We start from the raw sequence: 19,271 nt of genomic DNA, 5'->3' as shown, positions 1-19,271 counted from the left end.
GGGGAAGCGGGCACGTCGCCGTGCGCGTGTCGTCGTTGTCACGAAAGCTCCAATCCGGACGCAGGGGTTCATCACGCGCGTGCGGAAACCGCGCACGGACAACGGGTGCGCACGGCGGGGGAGCGAGGTCCACCGGGATCGGCGGCTCCCGGCGCCGCGACCGTGCTGTTACCGTGCGGTAGCCACAGGTAACCAACAGAGGGCGCACACCCGGTAGGGGCGCGGACCCAACGCGCGGCCCACCCGTTGTGGCCCATCGACAACACCGGTGGGAGGGCCGCATGGCCGCGGTGCACGGCCTCGGCGTGATCGGCCGGGTCCTCAAGGAGATGGCCGCGGACGAGGACGTCGTCGACCAGCTCGTCCGGGCCGCGCGCAGCCACGCGCCGGACGTCGCCAAGCTGCCCGAGGCGGAGAACCGGCGGCACGTCGCCGTCATGCTCGCCGCCGGGCTCGACTCGTTCACCAACGCGCGCGAGCCCGACGAGCAGGACTTCGCCGCCGCCGAGGCGCTCGGCTCCGACCGGGCCGCGCAGGGCGTGCCGATCACCAGCCTGCTGCGCGGGGTCCAGGCGGGCCGCACCCGCGCGACCGCGATCGCCATCTCCCGCTGCCGGGACGCGGGCGTGCCCGACGACGTGATCCTGGAGGCGATCCTCGACCTGGAGCGCTACACCGGCGCGCTGGAGCGCCACGTCGTCAACGGCTACCACACCGCCGAGCTGGAGCTGTCCCGCACGACCCGTGACACCCGCACGCAGCTGCTGCGCCGCCTGCTGCTGCGCGACGGCACGCCCCCGCCCGCCGACGACGAGCTGCGCCGCGCCGGGCTGCGCCCCGACGGCAGGTACCACTGCCTGGTGTCCGCGGTGACCGACCCCGTCCAGGCCCGCGCCCTGGAACAGCGCTTCCTCGCGCACGGCGGCGTCTGCGGCATCGTCGAGGGCCGCCTGACCGGCCTCGCGCCGCACCCGCCCGCCGCACCGGCCGCCCTGGTCGTCGTCGCGCCCGCGGTGCCGCTCGACGCGCTGCGCGACGTCCACCCCCTGTGCACGGCGGCCCTGCGGGTCGCGGCGGACCTCGGCCTGCGCGGCGTGCGCGACCTGACCGAGCTGGCCGGCGACACGGCGCTGGCCGCCCACCCCGTGCTGGCCGGGCTGCTCAGCACCACCCTGCTCGCGGCGCTCGACCACGACGACGAGTTCCACCGCGAACTGGTCGGCACCGCCCTGGCCTACCTCGACCACGACCGGCGCCTCAACCGCACCGCCGGGGCACTGCACGTCCACCCCAACACGGTCCGCTACCGCCTCGACCGGCTGGAGGAGATCACCGGCACCTCGACCGACCACCCCGCGTTCGGCGACCGTTCGGCGGTGCTCGACGCGCTGCGCTGGTGGTGGGCCCTGCGCACGTGGCTGGGCCACCACCGCTGAGGGGCCCCGCCGAACGGCCCCGGCCGGGCGCTAACCGGTGCGCGCCCGGTGCAGCGCCTCGCGGAAGACGCGGACGGCCGGGTGCGTGGTCGCCCCGGAGCGGACCGCGGTGAACAGGCGGCGGTGCGGGCGGGACGGCAGCCGGCGCAGGCGCACGGTGTGGGCGCGGTCGGTCCACAGCAGGTCCGGCAGCAGGGCTGCGGCCAGACCCTTCTCCACCAGGTGCACCTGGAGCAGCACGTCCGGGCTCTCGAAGCGGACGTCCGGCTCGAAGCCCATCGTGCGGCACGCGGTGAGCGCCCAGCGGCCGGGCGGGGTGTCCGGCGGTTCGAGGACCCACGGGATCGCGGCCAGGTCGGCGGGCCGGGTGGTGGCGCGGCGGAGCGGACCCCGGGCGGGCAGGGCCAGGCGCAGTTCGTCGTGCGCGAGGTCCTCGGTCTCCACGCCGGGGTCCGGCGGCGCGGGCAGCCCCGGGTACTCCTCGCCCAGGACGATGTCGTGGTCGCGCGCCAGCAGGCCGGCGTAGGCGGCGTCGGGGTCCCGGTGGGTGATCTCCACGCGCAGGCCCGGGTGCCGCTGCGCCAGCTCGGTGAGCGCGGTCGGCACCAGGGCGAGCACGACGGTCTGGAACGACGCCACCCGCAGGGTGCCGGCGACCTCGTCCAGCGACGCGGCCAGCTCGGCCTGGGCGAGTTCCAGCCGGCGCAGGATCGCCTCGGTGTGCCGGACGAGGACCCGCGCCTGCTCGGTCAGCCGCACGCCCCGCCCGACCGGCTCCAGCAGCGGCACGCCCGCCTCCGCCTCCAGCTGCGCCAGCTGCTGCGAGATCGCGGACGGGCTGTAGGACAGCGCGCGGGCGACCGCGGCGAGCGTGCCCAGCCGCTGCACCTCGCGCAGCAGCCGCAACCGGTGGACGTCGAGCACCGTGACCTCCGCGATCGTGCGGTCCTGCTGACGAGTATCGCGCAGAAAGGTTCGCTGGACTGTCGGGTCCCGGTGATCGAGGGTGGACGCATGTCCCTCGCGTCACCGCTTCCCGCATGACCGCGCTCGTCCCCACCGAACGGCGTGGCGCCGCGGTGCTGATGGTGCTGGGCTCGTGCACGTCGCTCCAGGTCGGCGCGGCGCTGGCGGCCCGGTTGTTCCCCGCCGCGGGGCCGGCGGGCGCCACGTTGCTGCGCCTGGCGCTGGCCGCCGCCGTGCTGTGCGCGGTCGTGCGGCCGACGCTGCGCGGCTGGGAACGCCGGCACTGGGCCGCGGCGGTCCTGTTCGGCCTCTCCCTGGCCGGGATGAACGGCTTCTTCTACGCCTCGATAGCCCGCATCCCGCTGGGTGTCGCGGTCACCGTCGAGTTCCTCGGGCCGCTCGTGCTCGCCGCCGCGCTGTCCCGCCGCGCCCGCGACCTGGCCTGGGTCGGCCTGGCCGCGGTGGGCGTGGTCGCGCTGGGCTGGAGCGGCGACGGCGCGGCGAGCGGCCTCGACCCACTCGGCGTGGTGTTCGCGCTGGTCGCCGGCGTGTTCTGGGCCGGCTACATCCTGGCGGGCGCGCGGCTGGGCGCCGTCGTGCCGGGGCAGGGCGGGCTCGTCGTCGGCCTCGCGGTGGCGGCCGTCGTGCTGCTGCCCCTCGGCGCCGGCGGCGCCTGGCACGCGGTGGGCGACCCGCAGCTGCTGCTGGTGGCGCTGGGCACGGGCGTGCTGGCCTCGGTGATCCCGTACACGCTGGAGCTGGCCGCGCTGCGCCGCCTGCCGCGCCCCGTGTTCGGGGTGCTGCTGAGCCTGGAACCGGTGGTCGCCACGCTGGTCGGCGTGCTCCTGCTGTCCCAGCACGTGGGGCCGCTCACGGTGGCCGCGGTCGGCTTGGTGGTGGTGGCGAGCGCCGGGTCCACGCTGTCCTCCCGCGCGTCGAAACCCCCGGCGACGTCCGGGTGAGGACGTCACAGCGGCTGTCGCCCGAACGGGGGACTACCGCACCGGGCGTGGCGCGCGGTGGAAGACTGCCGCGGTGGGGATCTGCGGGAGCCGCTGACGAGCCGGCGCCTCCTTCCGGTCACAGGTCGTGCGCGGTGTCGCCCGGCCACCAGACGTGGCGGCGGGTCTGTCGGACCGCCATCCCGTCCCAGGAGGACGTGCCGGCCAACTTCGGGTCGTGTGCCTTGTAGGCCTGCCACATGGCCAGCTTCTCGTCGGCCCAGTGCCCGGACCACGTCGCCGGGGCGTGCTGGCCCAGGTAGCCGAGATAGGTGTCGAGCCGCCGGTCGACCAGGCCACCCGGAGCGGCGGTGTTCGCGGCCATGACGAACCTGCCCGCGGCCTGGTGGTCGATGTGGTCACCGACCGCCACGCCGTCGGGGTCCTGGCCGCGCAGGAACGCGGGGCCGAGGGCGTCGATCAGGTTGCGCAGCATCGCCACGAGCTGCGGCGCCGTGTAGCCCGGCCTGCCGTCGATCGGGCGGGCGACGAACATCGGGTCGCGCAGCATCCTGGTCAGGTCGCCGTCGTCCGCGCCGTTCGCCGCCGACACGAACGCGAACGCCAACCGCACGTGCGGCGCGGCGCGCAGCCGGTTCGTGGGCAGCACGCGCCCGTCGGGCAGCGCCAGCGGCTCGAAGTCCCACACGTCCGCCACCGCGGCCGCGCGCGCGTACGCGGCCCGCACGCCGTGGATGCGCTGGTCCGCGTACGGCATCCCGGCCGGGCCCGCCTGCAGGTTGCCCGCGGTGAGGTAGACGACCGTCGTGCCGTGCCCGGCCTGCACGTCGCTGAGCAGGTCCGGGCACAGGAACAGGATGTCGTCGTCCGGGTGCGCGACCACGTTCACCGTCGTCATGCGTCGCCCGTGCCGGTCGGCGCGGCCGAGCCGAGCAGGCGCAGCAGCTCACGCGCGGTCCGCCGCGCCTCGTCGAGGTCGTCGACGTCGCACAGCCGCTCCAGGCCCTCGCGCACCCGCGCGCCCAGGGCGGTGCCGACCTGCTCGCCGATGACGCGGCCCTGCTCGCGCGCCGCCTGGAACATCACGTCGCGCAGCCCGTCCGCGTCCACGTCGGGGTTGCGGGCGATCTGCGCCAGCAGCGGCACCACCACGGTGTCGATCCGCTGCGCGCCGCGCCACGAGCCCTCCAGCAGCTGCCCCATGCTCAGCTGGACGTCGGGCGCGCCCTCCGGGTCCGGGGTGCTGACCTTCTTGTGGTGCACCAGCTGGACGAAACCCTCGTCGGTGAAGCCCTCCACGAGTCCCACGTCGTTACCTCCCGTGATCCCGGACAAGTCCACGTACGCCTTGTTGAGGTCGCACTCGAGCCCGCCGGGATACACCCGGCCGTTGTTCCACTGGTAGAAGTCGACGCCCTCGCGCACGCCGGACTCGGCGCCGCACAGCCACGTCCAGCGCACGCGCTTCTCGCGCACGGCCGGGTGGATCACGTCGTGGAAGCCGTACAGCCCCACCCGGGTGGCGCCCAGCACGTCGACCGCGCCCTGGAGGTAGTCCCACACCTGGCCGAGCGTGAGCGGCCCGGCCTGGGAGTTGCCCGACAGCCACCGGTCGAAGGCGAAGAAGATCGGCCGATTCCCGGGGTAGCCCTGTGCTCGGGCGTCGGCCAGCGCCGTGGTCGCGTGCGCCCGGCCCGCGGCCCGGCCTCCCTCGAAGTCGCGGTACCCGATCTGGTGCACCAGCAGCACCAGCCGTCCGGCGGCCTCGTGGGCGCGCAGCGCGCCGGGGTACGCCGAGATGCACTTCCGGTTCGCCGGGTAGCCGATGTAGCGGATGAGGAAGCTGATCGGCTGGTGCGGGGTACGTCGGTTGTAGTCGTCGATCTCCGCCGGCGACAGTTCGCGCGCGGAGTAGTCCAGGCCGAAGCCCGTGGGGGCAGGCACGTCAGCCTCCGGAGGGGGGTAGGGGCGGTGAAGCGGGCACCGACGAGCCGAGCGGACCGTCGGACGAGGCCGTGCACGCGCAGGTGGGGTGGCGTTCGGCGAGCCGGGTCCCGGGTGCGGCCGTCGACCCGTGACCGGCCGGTTGCACCGCCCGGGTACCGCCGAGGCCGCGCACCTGCCGCACCGGCTCGTCCACCCGCGTCCCGCTCGTCACTGGTCACCTCCGGGTCCGGCTGGTCGGGGAGCTCCTCCAAGGTCGCCGCCGACTCGTCGGGCGTGCTCTCGCCGTCCGCGGCCGCAACGGCCGGTTCCCGGGCCGAGCCCTTCGCCGCGGTCTGCTTCTCGCGCCGGGAACCCGGAGCGTGTCGCGGACCGGTGCCCGCGCGCCGGCCACCGCCGTGACAAGCCCTCCGACGGCTGTGAGCAGCGTCGTGGAGTCACCCACTCACACCGCTTCCAGTGTGCTGGGTGATGGGCCACCACAGGAGCGTGAAATCCGTGCTCCGCCCGGGTGAGGTCGAGCAGCGCCGTGACCCGCGCACCACGGGCCGTGGTCGTCGGGACCGAAGTGGACGCGGAAACGGACGCGTGGGTGCTCCGCTCGGGTGGACGTGGGGAACCGCCCACAGCGCCGGACGTCCCACCGGGTCGCGATCGCGGCCGACGCGGTAGCCGCGGCCGAGTTGCCCGGGGGCTGCCGGCTGCACGACCCGCGGCACTCCTCCGCCACCTCGCCGAGTCACCACGGGGCGTCGGTCGTGACCGTCCGGGGAGCCCTGGGCCGAGCCTCCGCGACGACGTCGAAGACGCACTCGCGGGAGTGGCCGTGCCGTGGTGCCGCGTGATCGGTCACAGGCCGGGTGGGCGGGGCCCGGACGGCCCCTGATCGGACTCCACCCGTGAAGCGGTTCCCGGGGTGACGCGGGCCTTCGGGTGAACCGGACGCCGCCGCCCGCCGTAGTGACACCTGCCGGGGGTCGGTACCGCGAACGGTCGTGCGATGGGAAGCTGGGAAGTGTCGATCGATGCCGTGCGCACCGACGGCGGGGCGCGCGTGAAGCGGCGGCTCGCGTCGTGGCTCGGCGTGGCCGCGTTCCTGCTCGGGCTGTGGCAGCTCATGTCACCGGTGGCGGTCGGCCTGGGTTTCGCCGACCAGGTCGACGGTGTCCGGGACGCCGTCGTGGCGGGCGCGATCGTCGTGGTGGTCTCCCTGGTGTGCATGATGACGCCCCTGGACGCCCGCTGGACCGGGCCGGTGCTGACCCTGTCCGGCTGGTGGATCGCGGCGAACCCGTGGCTCAACGGCATCCGGCAGGGCGAGGTGGTGCCGGTGGTGAACGCGCTCGCCCTCGGCTGCGCGGTCGCCCTGGTCGGCGTCGCGATGACCCTCGTGACGAGGCCGCGCTGACGGCGGGACACCGCTGACGCGGGACCGGTGGCCGGCCGCCGGGCACTTCGGGGGACCGCACGTCAACCGCGGGGTGAGCCACCGCGGAGGGGAGGTGCTGCTGCGCGACCTGTGCCGCTCGCGGTCAGCATGATGGTCGCGGGCACCCACACGGCGGCCAGCAGCGCGCTGCCGAGCACGTCGGTGGGGTGGTGCAGGCCCGCGTAGAGGCGTTGCAGGCACACCAGGAGCGGCACGGCGACGCAGATCGCGACCACCACCCACCGCCACCGGTGGCGCGTGCCGGCCAGCACCAGGTAGGCCGTGAGCGCGCCGAGCACGAGCGTCGCCGCCACGTGCCCGGACGGGAAGCTCGACGTGGGCGGCAGGTCGTCGGTCGACCGGGTGGCCGGGCGCGCCCGGTCGACGATCGCCGTGACGAGCAGGAACAGCGTGATCTCGCCCAGCATCCCGGTCACGACCAGCACGAGCGGCCGCCACGCGCGGGCCACGGCCAGCGCCACCACGCACACCACGACGGCCCCCGCGACCACCACGCGCGTGCCGCCGATCGTGCTGAACGGGGTCAGCACGGAATCCCAGAAGGGGGTGCGGCGCTCGGCGAACCAGGTCGAGACCGCGCGGTCGAAGCGCGTCGGCGCGTCCGGTCCCGCCGCCGTGAGGAGGTGGCCCAGGCCGAACAGCGTGCACAGCAGCAGCGCCCACACGACCAGCAGTTCGGCCGCCACCCGCCACGGGTGCGCCAACGCGGGCACGTGCCCGCGCGGCACCGGCCTGAGGTCGTCGGCGGCCTCGGGCGCCACGCCGTGCGTCACCGGCACGTCGCGCAGCCCGACGTCGCGCCGCCACCGCCGGAACGCCTCGGCCGTCAGGCCCAGCCACAGCAGTCCCAGCAGCCACCCCGCCAGCACGTCGGTCAGGAAGTGCACGCCCAGCGCCACCCGCGTCACCCCGACCGCCACCACCACGGCCACCACGACCGGACCCGCCACCACGCGCACCCGGCGCACCGACCCGAAGACCAGCAGCAGCACGCCGTAGGTGGTCAACGAGCCCAGCGCGTGCCCGCTGGGGAAGCTCGGCCCCGGCGCGGTCGCCACCGCCACCTCGACCAGGGGCCGCAACCGCCCCACGGCCTCCTTCACCACCAGCCCGAGGACCCCGGCCCCCAGCGCGGTCACGGCGACGTACACCGCCTCCCGTCGCCGGCCGCGCACCAGCAGCCACAGCACGCCGAGCCCGCCGACGAACAGCAGCACCGGCGTGTCCCCGAGCCGCGTCACCGACCGGAGCACCGCCGTGACGCCGTCGTCGCCCGCCACGACCCGGTTGGCCCAGTCGGCCACCAGTTGGTCCACCCCGCCGACCGGCGACCACCGCACCAGCAGGAACACCAGTCCGAAGCCGATCCCGCCCAGCGCGGCGACGACGAGCGAGGCGGCGAACCGCTCCGCCACCACCACACCCGTTCGCGCGCGTGCCACGACGCCTCCTCGTGCGTTGATCACCTTCCAGCGTGCCCATCCGGATCGTCCGGAAAACCCGGGGCGCCGCCGCGTCCCGCGCGGCTGCGGTCGATCGACCCCGATCCCCGCTCCGACGTCGACGCCGACCCGTCGTCGACCTGGTCCGGACGCCACGTGGGCGGGGCCACACCTGGTTGGTTCCGGGAGGTCCCGTCGACTAGGCTCCGCGGTGCAAGCGAAGGGGAGTAGCCCCCAACGTCCCGATCGACACACTGACCCGTTCCGGGTCCGGTCGGGCGGCCCCGGTCCGCCGGGGCGGGCGAGACCTTCGATCCAGGCACAGTCGCGTGCCGGATCGAGGTCGCCCACGTCGCGCCCCGGTCCGGTCGCAGGATGAGGGACCGGGTTCAATGGATGCAGTGCTGGTCGGGACGACGCTGTCGTTCTGGGTGATCTTCGTCGCGGAGCTGGGCGACAAGTCGCAGCTCATGGCGTTGACGTTCGCCACCCGATTCAAGGTGTGGCCGGTGCTGATCGGCATCACCCTCGCCACCGCCGTCGTGCACCTCGCCTCGGTGGGCATCGGGTTCGGCCTGGGCGCGGCCCTGCCGACCGGGTGGATCGCCCTCGTGGCGGCGCTGGCGTTCATCGGCTTCGGGTTCTGGACGCTGCGCGGCGACACGCTCACCGACGAGGAGAAGTCCAAGGCGCAGCGCGTGACCAAGTCCGCGATCATCGCCGTCGGCACCGCGTTCTTCCTCGCCGAGCTGGGGGACAAGACCATGCTCGCGACCATCACCCTGGCCACGGACCACGGCTGGTTCGGCGTGTGGGTCGGTTCGACCCTGGGCATGGTGGCGGCGGACGCGCTGGCGATCGTCGTGGGACGCGCCCTGGGCCGGAACCTGCCGGAGAAGGCGATCCGCTACGGCGCGTCGGCCCTGTTCTTCCTGTTCGGCATCTGGCTCGCGGTCGACGCCGTCCGCCAGCTGACCTGATCGGCGCGGTGGGCGGGCGCCCCGTTCGCCCACCGTCCACATCGGACCATGCGCGCGCCGGGCGCCGTGTCAGCGCCGCGCCTCGATCAGGAACCGGGTCGAGTGGGCGATGAACGAGCCCTCGCGGGCGATGTGCTCGTGCATCGCCGCCAGGCGGTCGCGGTAGGCGGCGACGGTGAAGCCCGGGACGATCCAGATCACCTTGCGCAGGAAGTGGACCACGGCGGCGACGTCGAAGAACTCCACGCGCAGCGTCTCCGGGCGCAGGTCCACCACGGTCAGCCCGGCCGCGCGCGCCTCCGCCGCCACGCGGTCGGGGGCGCGGTCGTCGCCCACCGGTCGGGGGCCCATGACGAAGTCCGCCAGCTCGCGCACCGAACCCATCCCGACCTGCTGGGACAGGAACGAGCCGCCCGGCTTCAGCACCCGGCCGACCTCGTCCCACGGCGTCCGCACCGGGTGCCTGGCGACCACGAGGTCGAACGCCGCGTCGGCGAACGGCAGCGGCCCGTCGTCCGGCGCGTGCACGACCACGCCGCCCAGCGGGGCCAGGTTGCGCTGCGCCACGGCCAGGTTCGGCGGCCACGACTCGGTCGCCACCAGCAGGCGCGGCGGGCGCGGGATCGTCGCCAGCACCTCGCCGCCGCCCGTCTGCACGTCCAGCACCGCGTCGACCTCGGCCGCGCGCGCCGCCAGCAGCGTCGCGTAGCCCCACGACGGGCGCTGCTCCGAGGCGCGGCCCTCGAACCAGGAGAAGTCCCAGCCCTCGACCGGGACGGACTCGCCCTCGGCGACCAGTTCGTCGAACGTCATGGCGACCACCATGGGCGGCCGGGGGGTGGGCACGCCACCGGATTTCAGCGCCGCTCCCGGCGCCGCTCCCGACGGCGGGAACAGCACGCGCGGCTGGGCCGCTGCGCGGCAGGCCGGCCGACAGCGGCAACGCGGGCCGGGCGAGGGCGTGGGACCCCGGTCGCTCCGGCCGACCACGTGCCGGCCGGCGTCGAGCCACCAGCGGCGGAGGTCCGCCCGTCGGCGGCGTACCCGAGGCCGGTCAGCGGACCCCGGTGCCCGCCGCCGGGAGCACCGGGCCCCGCGTCGGCCGGCGCGACCCGCAGTCCCCGGTCGTGACCGGTCCGCGCGCCCGTTCGAGGTGCCGCGACGCGTCACCGGCCTCCCGCCGCGACCGCTCAACGCCCGCCGCGCAGCCGGTGGTGCCGAGCCGGCGCGTGCCGGCGCGTGGCCGTGGTCAGCCCGCGAGGTGGCGGTCGAAGAACGCCGCCAGGTAGGTGCGCCGCGCCTCGGCCGCGCGCACCGGGTCGACCCCGACGTGCACGTGGCGCAACTGGTCGTGGGTGCCGGGCACGCGCCACGACAGGTCGGCGTCCACGTCGCACGTGCCGGCGCTCACCAGCAGGAACGGTCGGTCCGGGCACGTGGCGGCGATGCTGCGGGCCGAGCGCGCGCACGCGGTGCCGTCGTCCAGGCCGGCACCCGCGGTGACGCGCGGGTCGACCGCCGCGGTCCGGGCCGCGGCGACGCCGCCGGCGGCGTGCCCGAACACGCCCACGCGCGTCGGGTCCAGCGGGAACCGGTCGGTCAGGTCCGCCAGCCGGTCCAGCGTGAAGCGGAGGTCCGCGACCCGCGCGGCGAGCAGCGCCGCGGGCGCCCCGTGCCCCGCGAACGGGGCCCGACCGCCCGCGAACGGCTCGTCCGGGTGCTCGACCGAGACCACGACGTACCCCCGGCCGGCCAGGTCCTCGGCCGGCGCGCCCTGGGCGCGGGACCGCCCGGCCGCCGGCGAGAACAGCACCGCGGGGAGGGCGAGCGGACCGCGCCCTGCGCGTGCCGGGTAGTGGACGGTGACGCCCAGTTCGCGCGGTGCGCCCGCCGACCGCGAGCGGTCCACCAGGCGCAGGTCGGTGGTGCCGACGGGGTGCCGTCCGGTGTGCGAGGGCAGGCCGGCCGCGTCCGCCGAGGCCACCCGCCTCGGCCGGGGGACCTGGATGAGCGAGCTGGTGTTCGTCGGCATACCGGCAACGCTAGGCAACCAGGAGCACCCCTCGTATCCGGAGCATCACCCAGAGCGACCCTGAGTTCGCCCCTGAGGGCTCTCGGTGTCCGCTCGTCGCAGAACCGGTGGGGGTGGCTGCCGGCCGTCCCGGGCGCCGTGGACCAAGCGCTTCGGACCCAGCGGAGGCTGACGTGGACCGGTTCGTGGACGGCAACGCGCTCACGGGCCCGCCGGCGGAGGTGTTCGCGGTCGACCTGACGGCCGCGCGGGCGCGTTGCGGTTCGTGCGGCGAGGCGGGTCCGCCGGCCGCGCCGCGGGTGAACCGGAGCCCCGGTGCGGCGTGGTCGGACCTGCGCGGCGCCGCGTCACTGCGCACCGACCTGGCCGACCAGCCGGTGGAGGGGGACCGCCGCCGGCGCCGCGTGACGGCGCCCGGGCGGCGATCCCCCGACCGGGCTACAGCGTCAGGCTCCACCGGTCGAGGTCGCCGGTGCCCACCCAGATGACGTTGTGCACCCGGAGCTGCCAGGTGCCCTCACGGGTCTCGCGGGACAGGTCGACGGTGAAGGAGCCACCGGGGTCCGGCAGGGTGCTCTGGAGCTGGTGCTGGAGGCGGTAGGCCGTGCCGTCCGGGGCGATCAGGTCCAGGGTGACGAGGGACGCCGTCATGTTCTTGAAGCGCACCTCGACGCGCGAGGCGGAGCGGGCGTTGCCCTCGCAGCCGGCGATGGTCGTGGCCACGGTCACCGGCGGGGTGCGGGTGACCACCGGGACGTCGGTGTCGTCGGCCCGCGCGCACGCGGTCGTCGGTTCGGGCACCGGCGCGTAGGGGGCGGCGGTGTGGCCCGCCGCGTGCAGCAGCATGGGCAGCGCCTTGGGCCAGAAGAACCCGTCCTGGCACGAGTGGGCGGGGAAGAAGCCGCCGCACGCCTGCTCCGGCGGCGGGCCCACTTCCCACACGAAGGAGGCGACGCCGAGGTCGTCGTAGACCCAGTCGTCGGTGGTGCCCGACGCGGAGTAGAGCACCTGGCCGGACTGCCCGTACCGCCAGCCGGGGCCCGCCAGTTCGGCCATCCCCTGGGCGAGGTCGCGCAGGGCCGCGTCGTTGCCGGTGCGCCGGTCGGGCGAGCCGCCGCTCCACGGGAACAGCACGTAGTCGCCGTAGCTGTGCAGGGACAGCACCAGGCCCGTGGTGTCGGCGGGCGCGGGTCGGGCCGGGTCGGCCGCGCGGCGGTCGCGGTACAGGGAGCGCCACAGCGCTTCCAGCGCCCGGGTCTCCGGCTCCGACTCGGGTGCGGTGCCCCGGTAGGTCTGGTCGCACTGCCGTTCGGAGGCGTTCTGGAGGCCCCAGCCGGAGCCGGTGTTGCGGTTGAGGTCGACCCCGTGGTGGGTGTGGGACACCGTGCCGCAGGTGGTGCCCTGGTGGTCGGTGTCGTTGCCGTTCTTGCGGTGGGGGACCGGGGAGTCGCCGCCCCTCTGGACGTTCTCCACGCCGTCGGGGTTCGCGACGGGCACGACCCAGAACTCGGTGGTGTCCAGCAGTGCGGAGACGCGCGGGTCGGTGCTGCCGACGAGGTGGTCGATCCAGCGCCAGGCGATCTCGCCGGTGGTCAGCTCGCGGGAGTGGAGCTGACCCATGACGAAGAAGCGGGGCTTGGGGGCGTCGGGGGAGAGGGCGCAGTCGCCGGGGCGCTTGCGGGTGACGCAGATGGCGAGCAGGTCGTGCCCGCCCCGGCCCCGGGTCTTCAGCCACGAGTCGCCGTAGTCGACGACGGTGGCGAGGTCGGGGTGCTCGCGGGCGACCTGGTCCAGGTGCCGGTGGTGGGCGCCGACGGTGCGGTAGCCGCCGTGGAACGTGTCGGCGGTCGCCGCGAACCGCCCGGGCGGCTCGGCCAGCACCTGGTCGGCGGTGGCGGCGAACCCGGCCCGTTCGAGCGCGGCGCCGGTGGTCGAGTCGCCCAGCACGAAGAGGCTGTCGCCCTCCCGGTGCTCCATCACGTCGAAGCCCCCGGCGAACAGGGCCTGCTCGGTGCCGAGCGGCGCGTGCACCTCGTAGAGGTGGGCCCGGTCGTCCGGGGCCGCCATCGCCGGACCGGTCGCGACGAGCGCGGCGGCGGCGCACAGCAGGGCGAGTCGTGATCGGTGTCGCTTCATCTGATCCTTCCAGGGCAGGGGGAAGCGGTGCTCCCGATCACTCTCCTACCGCTCCCGGGCACGGGAGCTGTCGATCACGACAGGAAGGCGAAGTCTGCCTGAAAGGCTTTCGCGGGGCGTCGTCCCGGCGGTGTCGCACCGGCTGCCGGCGTGGGCGCGTTCCGCCCCCGGCCCGGTTCGGCGGGCACGGGGGCGTCCACCCGGTCGGCTACCCCTCGACGAGGTTGCGGTAGCGGATGGGCGTGTAGGCGCTCGCGGTCTGCGCCGACCACGTGCGCTCCACGGGCGCCGCGCCGTCCGGGCCGGTGTGCTCGCGCACCACGGGCTGGGTCCGGGCCGCGTCGGCCCAGCGGACGAACAGCGCCGCGTGCGTGCTGCGGTTGAGCGCGTCACCCGGTCGCAGGTCGGCGCGGTCGATCTGGACCGACACCTCGCCGAGCGACGAGGTGTTGCGCGACACCGCCAGGCCCCACGCCATGGACACGAAGCCCGAGCAGTCCGACCGGTAGCTGCCGTACCCGTTGGAGTGGCAGCGGCCCTGGCCGTAGGCCGCCCGTTCGTCTATCCACGACTGCGCGCGGGCCTGGACCTCGCTGCGGGAGGTGGCGCGGTCCGCCGCGTAGGTGCCGCACGCGGCGACCTCGCCGGCCGCGACCTGCGCCGCTGCCGGGATCGCCGTGGTGCAGGCGAGCACTGCTGTGACGACGGTGACCAGGGTCTTCATCAGGGCTTCCTCTCCCATCGCGGCACTCCTGGGAGCGGTGTTCCCGGTGACGCGCCGGGATGACCGCAAACCGCACGTACGGGGGATTCCGCCGACCGCGTCCCGTGTGGACGCAACCGATCGTGGTTGTCCACTGTGGATCTGAGCGTCCGGTGGCGGGCGGGGGCGGCCGGGGTGCGCGCCGATCGCCGGACCGCTGCCGCACGGCATCGACCCGGCGTCGGACGACCGCGTGCCGATCCCCGCCCGACCCCTCATATGCTGGGCGGATCGGTCTACAGGGAGGCGGGGACGGTGCGGTACGCGGCGATCGGCGACAGTTTCACCGAAGGGCTCGGGGACGAGCTGCCCGACGGGCTGTCGCGCGGGTGGGCGGACCTCGTGGCCGCGGGGCTGGCCGCCGCGCGCGGCGAGACGGTGCAGTACGCCAACCTCGCGATCCGGGGCAGGCTGCTCGGACCGATCGTCGACGAGCAGCTCGACGCGGCCCTCGCGCTCGACCCGCCGCCCACGATGATCACCCTCAACGGCGGCGGCAACGACATGATGCGGCCCGGGGTCGACGAGTCGAAGCTGGTCGAGCTGACCGAACGGGCCGTGCGGCGCTGCGTCGACGCCGGCGTGCGGCTGGTGCTGCTCAGCGGCGCCGACCCGTCCGAGCGCCTGCCGTTCGGCCGCGTGGTCCACCGCCGCGGCGTGGCGCTGACGGCCGCCGTCGCCGAACTGGCCGCCCGCTACGAGCTGACGTTCGTCGACGCGTTCAACGACGTGGAGATCCGCCGCGCCGCCTACTGGTCGCCGGACCGCCTGCACCTCAACGCCCTGGGGCACCAGCGGGTGGCCTCGCTCGTGCTCTCCGCGCTGGGCCACACCACCGAGGCGCGGCTGCTCGACCCCGAGCAGCCGACCCGGCGCGGCCTGCTCGCCGAGGCCAGGTACTACCGCGAGCACGTGCTGCCCTGGCTCACCCGCAGGCTGCGCGGGCGCTCCTCCGGGGACGACCGGGCCGGCAAGCACGCGCACTGGACCCCGGTGGAGGCGCTGCCGAGGGTCTGACCGGGGTTGACCTCCACCCCGGGGAAGCCGCACGGTGGTCCTCGACCGGGTGACGCGCCGGTCGAGGAAGGAGCACTGTCGGCCGACCCCGTCGACGGGTGCACCGGCACGACGCTCACCGCGCTCGTGCTGTCCGCTCGCGGCTGGGCCTGGTGCACGTGGGCGACGCGCGCGCCCACCTGCTGCGCGGCGGCGGGCTGTTCCGCATCACGCACGACCACACGGTGGTGCGGTCGCTGATCGAGGAGGGCAGGCTCACCGGGGAGAGGCGCTCACCCACCCGCGGCGGGCGATGCTCGTGCGCGCCTTGACCGGTCGCGAGGTCGAGCCGGCCAACGCCGGCGGCGGCCCGGACGACGTGGTGTGCCTCGTGGCGGACGTGGTCGCCGCCTGAGCCGTGCCCGGGTCGGCCGCGGCGTCCGGGATCGTCCGGGGTTCTTCCGAACGGGCATCCGGCCGCGTGGGACCGGTCACGTCCGCCGGGCCGCCCGGGGGTGATGGCGGTCGGCGGGGCCGATCACCGCCCGGCGACCGCCCTCACGCAGCGCCGAGGTGGGCGCGGGACGGTTCGCCGAGCGCGCGGTGGTCCCGGTCGATCCCAGGACGACCGCCGCCCGCCCGCGCGGGACCGCATCTAGGGTGGCGGGCATGATCGAGTACACGGACGGGGAAAGCCGCACGCTCCGCACCGCCGTCTACGGCGCCATGGTGCTGGTGTCGGTCGCGGAGGAGGGCTCGCTCGACCAGGAGAGCCACGCCGGCATCAGGGCCATGGCGGCCCTGCCGCCGTCCGTGCGCGCGGCGGTCGACTCCGGCGCCCCCGAACTGCCCGCGGGCAGCGTGGCCGACGTCGAGCACGGCGTGCTCACCGCGCTGCGCGACTCGATGGCCCTCCTGACCGCGCGCTCCGCCGCCGAAGCGGACGCCTTCGCCGAGGCCGTGGTCGCCATGTGCGGCCGGGTGGCCACCGCGGACGGCCACGTGGGCCGCGACGAGCACGCCGCCGTCACCAGGGTGCGCCACGCGCTGGGCAGGTGAGGGCTGAGCCACCCGCACATCGGAGCCACCCGCACGTCGACGCCGCGACACTGACACTGCAACATTGACAGTGTCAGTGTTGCAGTGCACGATGGCGTCGTGGACGACGAGCTGTGGACCATCGAGCAGCTCCCGGAGCGGGTCGCCGCGCTGCTGGCCGAGGACTACGACGGGCAGCGCAACGGCCGGGTTCGGGAGCTGCCGAACGGGCGGGCCATCCGGTGGTACACCACCATCGGCCTGGTCGACCGGCCCGCGGGGTTCCGGGGGCGGACGGCGCTGTACGGGCGGCGCCACCTGCTCCAGGTCGTCACCGTCAAGAAGCTCCAGGCGGCCGGGCGCACGCTCGCCGAGATCCAGGGCATGACGGTCGGCGCCTCCGACCGCGAGCTGGCCGAACTGGCCGGGGTGGCGGAACGGACGGGACCGGCCGAACCCGCCGGTTCGCCCGCGGGCGGGCCCGCGCCGCCGGGGCGCGGACGGGAGGGGTTCTGGCGGGAACGCCCCGCCCGGACCGGTCCCCCGGGCGAGGTGACCGCGGAAGCGCCCACCGCGCGTCCCGTCCAGGCGCTGCGCCTGGGCGCGGGCGTCACGGTGGTGCTCGACGCCGCCGACCGCGCGCCCGACGCCACCGAACTGGCGGCCATCCAGGCCGCCGCCGCACCGCTGCTCGACCTGCTCGGCCGCACGGGCCTGGCCCCGACCACCGGAGAGGACAAGGGATGAGCACCCGCATCGAGGTCATCGAGGCCGCCGGCGGCGCGCCGGAGCCCACCGAGGACGACGGCCTCGGCTGCCTGCGCACCGAACGCGGCAACCTGCCGCTGGAGGCGGTCGAGGTGGAGGCCGCGATCACCGGGCTGGCCTCGCGCACCGTCCTCACCCAGGTGTTCCACAACCCGCACGACGTGCCGCTCGAAGCCACCTACGTCTTCCCGCTGCCGTCCCGGTCGGCGGTGACGGCGCTGCGCGTGGAGGCCGACGGCCGCGTGGTCGAGGGCGTGCTGAAGGAGCGCGGCCAGGCCCGCGCCGACTACGACCGGGCCATCACCTCCGGCCGCCGTGCCGCCATCGCGGAGGAGGAGCGGCCGGGCGTGTTCACCACGCGCGTCGGCAACGTCGTGCCGGGGGAGCGGGTCACCGTGCGCCTCACCCTGGCCGGGACGCTGGCCTACGAGGACGACGCGGCCACCTACCGGCTGCCGCTCGTCGTCGCGCCCCGCTACGTCCCCGGCACGCCGCTGCCCGGCGACCAGGTCGGCGACGGCACCGCCGCGGACACCGACGCCGTGCCGGACGCCTCGCGGATCAGCCCGCCCGTGCTGCTGCCCGGGTTCGCGCACCCCGTGCGGCTGTCGGTCGTGGTCGACGTGGACACCGGCGGCCTGCCGCCCGCCACCGCGTCGTCGACGCTGCACGCCACCGTCACCGAGGAGACCGCGACCGGGTTCCGGGTCCGCGTCCGGCCCGGCGCGCGGGTGGACCGGGACTTCCTGCTGCGCCTGAGGTTCGCCGGGGACGACGCGGTCCGCACGTCCCTGGCCGTGCGGCCCGACGACGACGGTGGCGGCGGGACGTTCGCGCTCACCGTGCTGCCGCCCGCGGCGACCGGTGCGGCACGCGGCCGCGACGTCGTCCTCGTGCTGGACCGCTCGGGCTCGATGAACGGCTGGAAGATGGTGGCCGCGCGCCGCGCCGCCGCCCGCATCGTCGACTCGCTCGACACCGCCGACCGGTTCACCGTCCTCGCGTTCGACAACTCCGTGGACACCGCGCCGGGGTTGGGGTCCGGCCTCGTCGAGGCCACCGACCGCAACCGCTACCGGGCCGTGGAGTTCCTGGCGGGCCTGACCGCGCGCGGCGGCACCGAGATGCTGGGGCCGCTGCGCGACGCCGCCCGGTCCCTCGGCGCGGCCGGCGACCGGGAGCGGGTGCTGGTCCTGGTGACCGACGGCCAGGTCGGCGACGAGGACCGGCTGCTGCGCGACCTCGGTCCCGAACTGGCGGGCGTGCGCGTGCACACCGTGGGCATCGACCGCGCCGTGAACGAGGCGTTCCTCCGGCGGCTGGCGGGGTCGACGGGCCGGTTCGAGCTGGTCGAGTCCGAGGACCGGCTGGACGAGGCCATGCGGCAGATCCACCGCCGCATCGGCGCGCCCGTGCTCACCGGGCTCGCGCTGCACCCGGCCGGTCTGGCCGTGGACCCGGACTCGTTCGCCCCGGCGCCCCTGCCCGACCTGTTCCCCGGCGCGCCGGTCGTGGTCACCGGCCGCTTCACCGGTCCCGCGTCCGGTGCGGTCGAGGCCGTCGGCGACGGCGGCTGGCGGCAGCGGGTGACCGCCGTGCCGAGCGACAACCCGAGCCTGTCGGCGCTGTGGGCGCGGGCGCGGGTCCGCGACCTGGAGGACCGCTACGTCGTCGGCTCGGGCGACCGCGACGCGCTGGAGCGGCGGATCGTCGAGACGTCCCTGGCGTTCGGCGTGCTGTCCCGCTTCACCGCGTTCGTGGCGGTGGACCAACGCGTGGTCGACGAGTCCGGCGAGCTGCGCCGCGTGACCCAGCCCGTCGAGCTGCCGGACGGCTGGGCGGCCCCCGCCGGCGGCGCCTACGGCGCCCCGGCCCCCGCGTTCGGCGCCGTGCCGGACGCCATGCCGTTGGCCGGCGCCCCGATGCCCGCCCCGGCCCCGATGATGGCCGCCCCGGCGGGCATCGCGCGCAGGCTCCGGGCCGGCGGCCCCGCCGCCCCGAAGCCCCCGGTGCCTCCCGCACCCCCGGCGCCCCCGGCACCCGACGTGGCGCGGTTCGCGGCCGACGAACTGGCCGCCCTGCGCGCCGCGACCGACCGGGCCGCCGCCCTGGCCCGGCTGCACGAGGCGATCACCCGCCACGAGCCGGCCTGGAAGGCGAAGGGCGAACCGGCCGGCACCGTCCGCGCGCTGCGCGACCTGGCCGCGGAACTGGCCGCGCCCACCACCGACCGCGCCGAGCTGGACCACCGCTTCCGGCACGCGGTGGCCACGCTCGAAGCACTGGCCGCGCCGCGCGGGCGCGGGCCGTTCTGGAAGCGCTGACCACGCGGGCGGGTGCGGTCCCCGCACCCGCCCG

18 protein-coding genes are annotated in these 19,271 nt (G+C 75.7%); 10 read left to right on the top strand and 8 right to left on the bottom strand.

What is annotated here, in order from left to right:
- Positions 1–281: 281 nt before the first annotated feature.
- Entirely contained in the window at positions 282–1,436 is a 1,155-nt protein-coding gene (locus CKY47_RS06915) for a helix-turn-helix domain-containing protein (protein WP_306744816.1), read from the top strand.
- Positions 1,437–1,466: 30 nt separating this feature from the next.
- On the opposite strand, the gene CKY47_RS06910 is transcribed toward CKY47_RS06915, so the two are convergent.
- Positions 1,467–2,360, bottom strand: coding sequence for a LysR family transcriptional regulator (locus CKY47_RS06910; protein ID WP_306744815.1), 894 nt, complete (start codon positions 2,358–2,360; stop codon positions 1,467–1,469).
- 116 nt (positions 2,361–2,476) lie between these two features.
- Here CKY47_RS06910 and CKY47_RS06905 point away from each other — a divergent pair, with 116 nt between their 5' ends.
- Positions 2,477–3,364, top strand: coding sequence for an EamA family transporter (locus CKY47_RS06905; RefSeq protein ID WP_306744814.1), 888 nt, complete (start codon positions 2,477–2,479; stop codon positions 3,362–3,364).
- A 118-nt stretch (positions 3,365–3,482) separates the two neighbouring features.
- On the opposite strand, the gene CKY47_RS06900 is transcribed toward CKY47_RS06905, so the two are convergent.
- Both CKY47_RS06900 and CKY47_RS06895 read right to left on the bottom strand, forming a co-directional pair.
- Complete coding sequence (locus CKY47_RS06900) at positions 3,483–4,262, bottom strand: PIG-L family deacetylase (RefSeq protein ID WP_306744813.1); 780 nt, start codon at positions 4,260–4,262, stop codon at positions 3,483–3,485.
- Complete coding sequence (locus CKY47_RS06895; RefSeq protein WP_306744812.1) at positions 4,259–5,308, bottom strand: glycoside hydrolase domain-containing protein; 1,050 nt, start codon at positions 5,306–5,308, stop codon at positions 4,259–4,261. The genes CKY47_RS06900 and CKY47_RS06895 overlap by 4 nt, the downstream gene beginning before the upstream one ends.
- Positions 5,309–6,308: 1,000 nt before the next feature.
- On the opposite strand from CKY47_RS06895, the gene CKY47_RS06890 reads away from it, so the two are divergent.
- Positions 6,309–6,716 (top strand): SPW repeat domain-containing protein, encoded by a 408-nt coding sequence (locus CKY47_RS06890; RefSeq protein ID WP_306744811.1) that lies wholly within the window; start codon positions 6,309–6,311, stop codon positions 6,714–6,716.
- A 62-nt stretch (positions 6,717–6,778) separates the two neighbouring features.
- Here the strand turns inward: CKY47_RS06890 and CKY47_RS06885 are convergent, their stop codons facing one another.
- On the bottom strand, positions 6,779–8,200 hold the full coding sequence (locus CKY47_RS06885; protein ID WP_306744810.1) for a phosphatase PAP2 family protein: 1,422 nt from the start codon (positions 8,198–8,200) through the stop codon (positions 6,779–6,781).
- 392 nt (positions 8,201–8,592) lie between these two features.
- Between CKY47_RS06885 and CKY47_RS06880 the strand changes: the two genes are divergently transcribed.
- On the top strand, positions 8,593–9,180 hold the full coding sequence (locus CKY47_RS06880) for a TMEM165/GDT1 family protein (protein WP_306744809.1): 588 nt from the start codon (positions 8,593–8,595) through the stop codon (positions 9,178–9,180).
- A gap of 69 nt (positions 9,181–9,249) precedes the next feature.
- Here CKY47_RS06880 and CKY47_RS06875 read toward each other — a convergent pair whose 3' ends face one another.
- Both CKY47_RS06875 and CKY47_RS06870 read right to left on the bottom strand, forming a co-directional pair.
- Positions 9,250–9,993, bottom strand: coding sequence for a class I SAM-dependent methyltransferase (locus CKY47_RS06875; RefSeq protein WP_306744808.1), 744 nt, complete (start codon positions 9,991–9,993; stop codon positions 9,250–9,252).
- Between the two features lie 436 nt (positions 9,994–10,429).
- On the bottom strand, positions 10,430–11,212 hold the full coding sequence (locus CKY47_RS06870; RefSeq protein ID WP_306744807.1) for an alpha/beta hydrolase family protein: 783 nt from the start codon (positions 11,210–11,212) through the stop codon (positions 10,430–10,432).
- A gap of 107 nt (positions 11,213–11,319) precedes the next feature.
- On the opposite strand from CKY47_RS06870, the gene CKY47_RS06865 reads away from it, so the two are divergent.
- Complete coding sequence (locus tag CKY47_RS06865) at positions 11,320–11,700, top strand: DUF6510 family protein (protein WP_306744806.1); 381 nt, start codon at positions 11,320–11,322, stop codon at positions 11,698–11,700.
- Here CKY47_RS06865 and CKY47_RS06860 read toward each other — a convergent pair.
- The gene (locus CKY47_RS06860) at positions 11,651–13,348 is read right to left on the bottom strand and encodes a M14 family zinc carboxypeptidase (RefSeq protein WP_306744805.1); all 1,698 of its coding nucleotides are present in this window, start codon (positions 13,346–13,348) and stop codon (positions 11,651–11,653) included. The genes CKY47_RS06865 and CKY47_RS06860 overlap by 50 nt on opposite strands.
- Before the next feature lie 208 nt (positions 13,349–13,556).
- Positions 13,557–14,090, bottom strand: a complete 534-nt coding sequence (locus CKY47_RS06855) for an NlpC/P60 family protein (RefSeq protein WP_306744804.1) — start codon at positions 14,088–14,090, stop codon at positions 13,557–13,559.
- Positions 14,091–14,366: 276 nt separating this feature from the next.
- On the opposite strand from CKY47_RS06855, the gene CKY47_RS06850 reads away from it, so the two are divergent.
- The 5 genes from CKY47_RS06850 to CKY47_RS06830 all read left to right on the top strand — a co-directional run bounded on the left by CKY47_RS06850 (position 14,367) and on the right by CKY47_RS06830 (position 19,237).
- Positions 14,367–15,128, top strand: a complete 762-nt coding sequence (locus tag CKY47_RS06850; RefSeq protein ID WP_306744803.1) for an SGNH/GDSL hydrolase family protein — start codon at positions 14,367–14,369, stop codon at positions 15,126–15,128.
- Between the two features lie 98 nt (positions 15,129–15,226).
- Complete coding sequence (locus CKY47_RS06845; protein ID WP_306744802.1) at positions 15,227–15,439, top strand: hypothetical protein; 213 nt, start codon at positions 15,227–15,229, stop codon at positions 15,437–15,439.
- 337 nt (positions 15,440–15,776) lie between these two features.
- Positions 15,777–16,166, top strand: a complete 390-nt coding sequence (locus CKY47_RS06840; protein ID WP_306744801.1) for a hypothetical protein — start codon at positions 15,777–15,779, stop codon at positions 16,164–16,166.
- A gap of 99 nt (positions 16,167–16,265) precedes the next feature.
- On the top strand, positions 16,266–16,892 hold the full coding sequence (locus tag CKY47_RS06835) for a MerR family transcriptional regulator (RefSeq protein WP_306744800.1): 627 nt from the start codon (positions 16,266–16,268) through the stop codon (positions 16,890–16,892).
- Entirely contained in the window at positions 16,889–19,237 is a 2,349-nt protein-coding gene (locus CKY47_RS06830) for a VIT domain-containing protein (RefSeq protein WP_306744799.1), read from the top strand. Before CKY47_RS06835 ends, CKY47_RS06830 begins: the two co-directional genes overlap by 4 nt.
- Positions 19,238–19,271 lie beyond the last annotated feature (34 nt).

Source organism: Saccharothrix longispora (genome assembly GCF_030852425.1).
Classification (GTDB): Bacteria; Actinomycetota; Actinomycetes; order Mycobacteriales; family Pseudonocardiaceae; genus Actinosynnema; species Actinosynnema longispora.
This window is presented reverse-complemented; position numbering and strand designations above follow the sequence as displayed.

Coding starts and splice junctions, on each gene's coding strand:
- CKY47_RS06860 (WP_306744805.1), bottom strand. CDS start 13,348: ATGAAGCGACACCGATCACGACTCGCCCTGCTGTGCGCCGCCGCCGCG.
- CKY47_RS06890 (WP_306744811.1), top strand. CDS start 6,309: ATGGGAAGCTGGGAAGTGTCGATCGATGCCGTGCGCACCGACGGCGGG.
- CKY47_RS06830 (WP_306744799.1), top strand. CDS start 16,889: ATGAGCACCCGCATCGAGGTCATCGAGGCCGCCGGCGGCGCGCCGGAG.
- CKY47_RS06855 (WP_306744804.1), bottom strand. CDS start 14,090: ATGGGAGAGGAAGCCCTGATGAAGACCCTGGTCACCGTCGTCACAGCA.
- CKY47_RS06880 (WP_306744809.1), top strand. CDS start 8,593: ATGGATGCAGTGCTGGTCGGGACGACGCTGTCGTTCTGGGTGATCTTC.
- CKY47_RS06905 (WP_306744814.1), top strand. CDS start 2,477: ATGACCGCGCTCGTCCCCACCGAACGGCGTGGCGCCGCGGTGCTGATG.
- CKY47_RS06915 (WP_306744816.1), top strand. CDS start 282: ATGGCCGCGGTGCACGGCCTCGGCGTGATCGGCCGGGTCCTCAAGGAG.
- CKY47_RS06875 (WP_306744808.1), bottom strand. CDS start 9,993: ATGACGTTCGACGAACTGGTCGCCGAGGGCGAGTCCGTCCCGGTCGAG.
- CKY47_RS06840 (WP_306744801.1), top strand. CDS start 15,777: ATGATCGAGTACACGGACGGGGAAAGCCGCACGCTCCGCACCGCCGTC.
- CKY47_RS06870 (WP_306744807.1), bottom strand. CDS start 11,212: ATGCCGACGAACACCAGCTCGCTCATCCAGGTCCCCCGGCCGAGGCGG.
- CKY47_RS06900 (WP_306744813.1), bottom strand. CDS start 4,262: ATGACGACGGTGAACGTGGTCGCGCACCCGGACGACGACATCCTGTTC.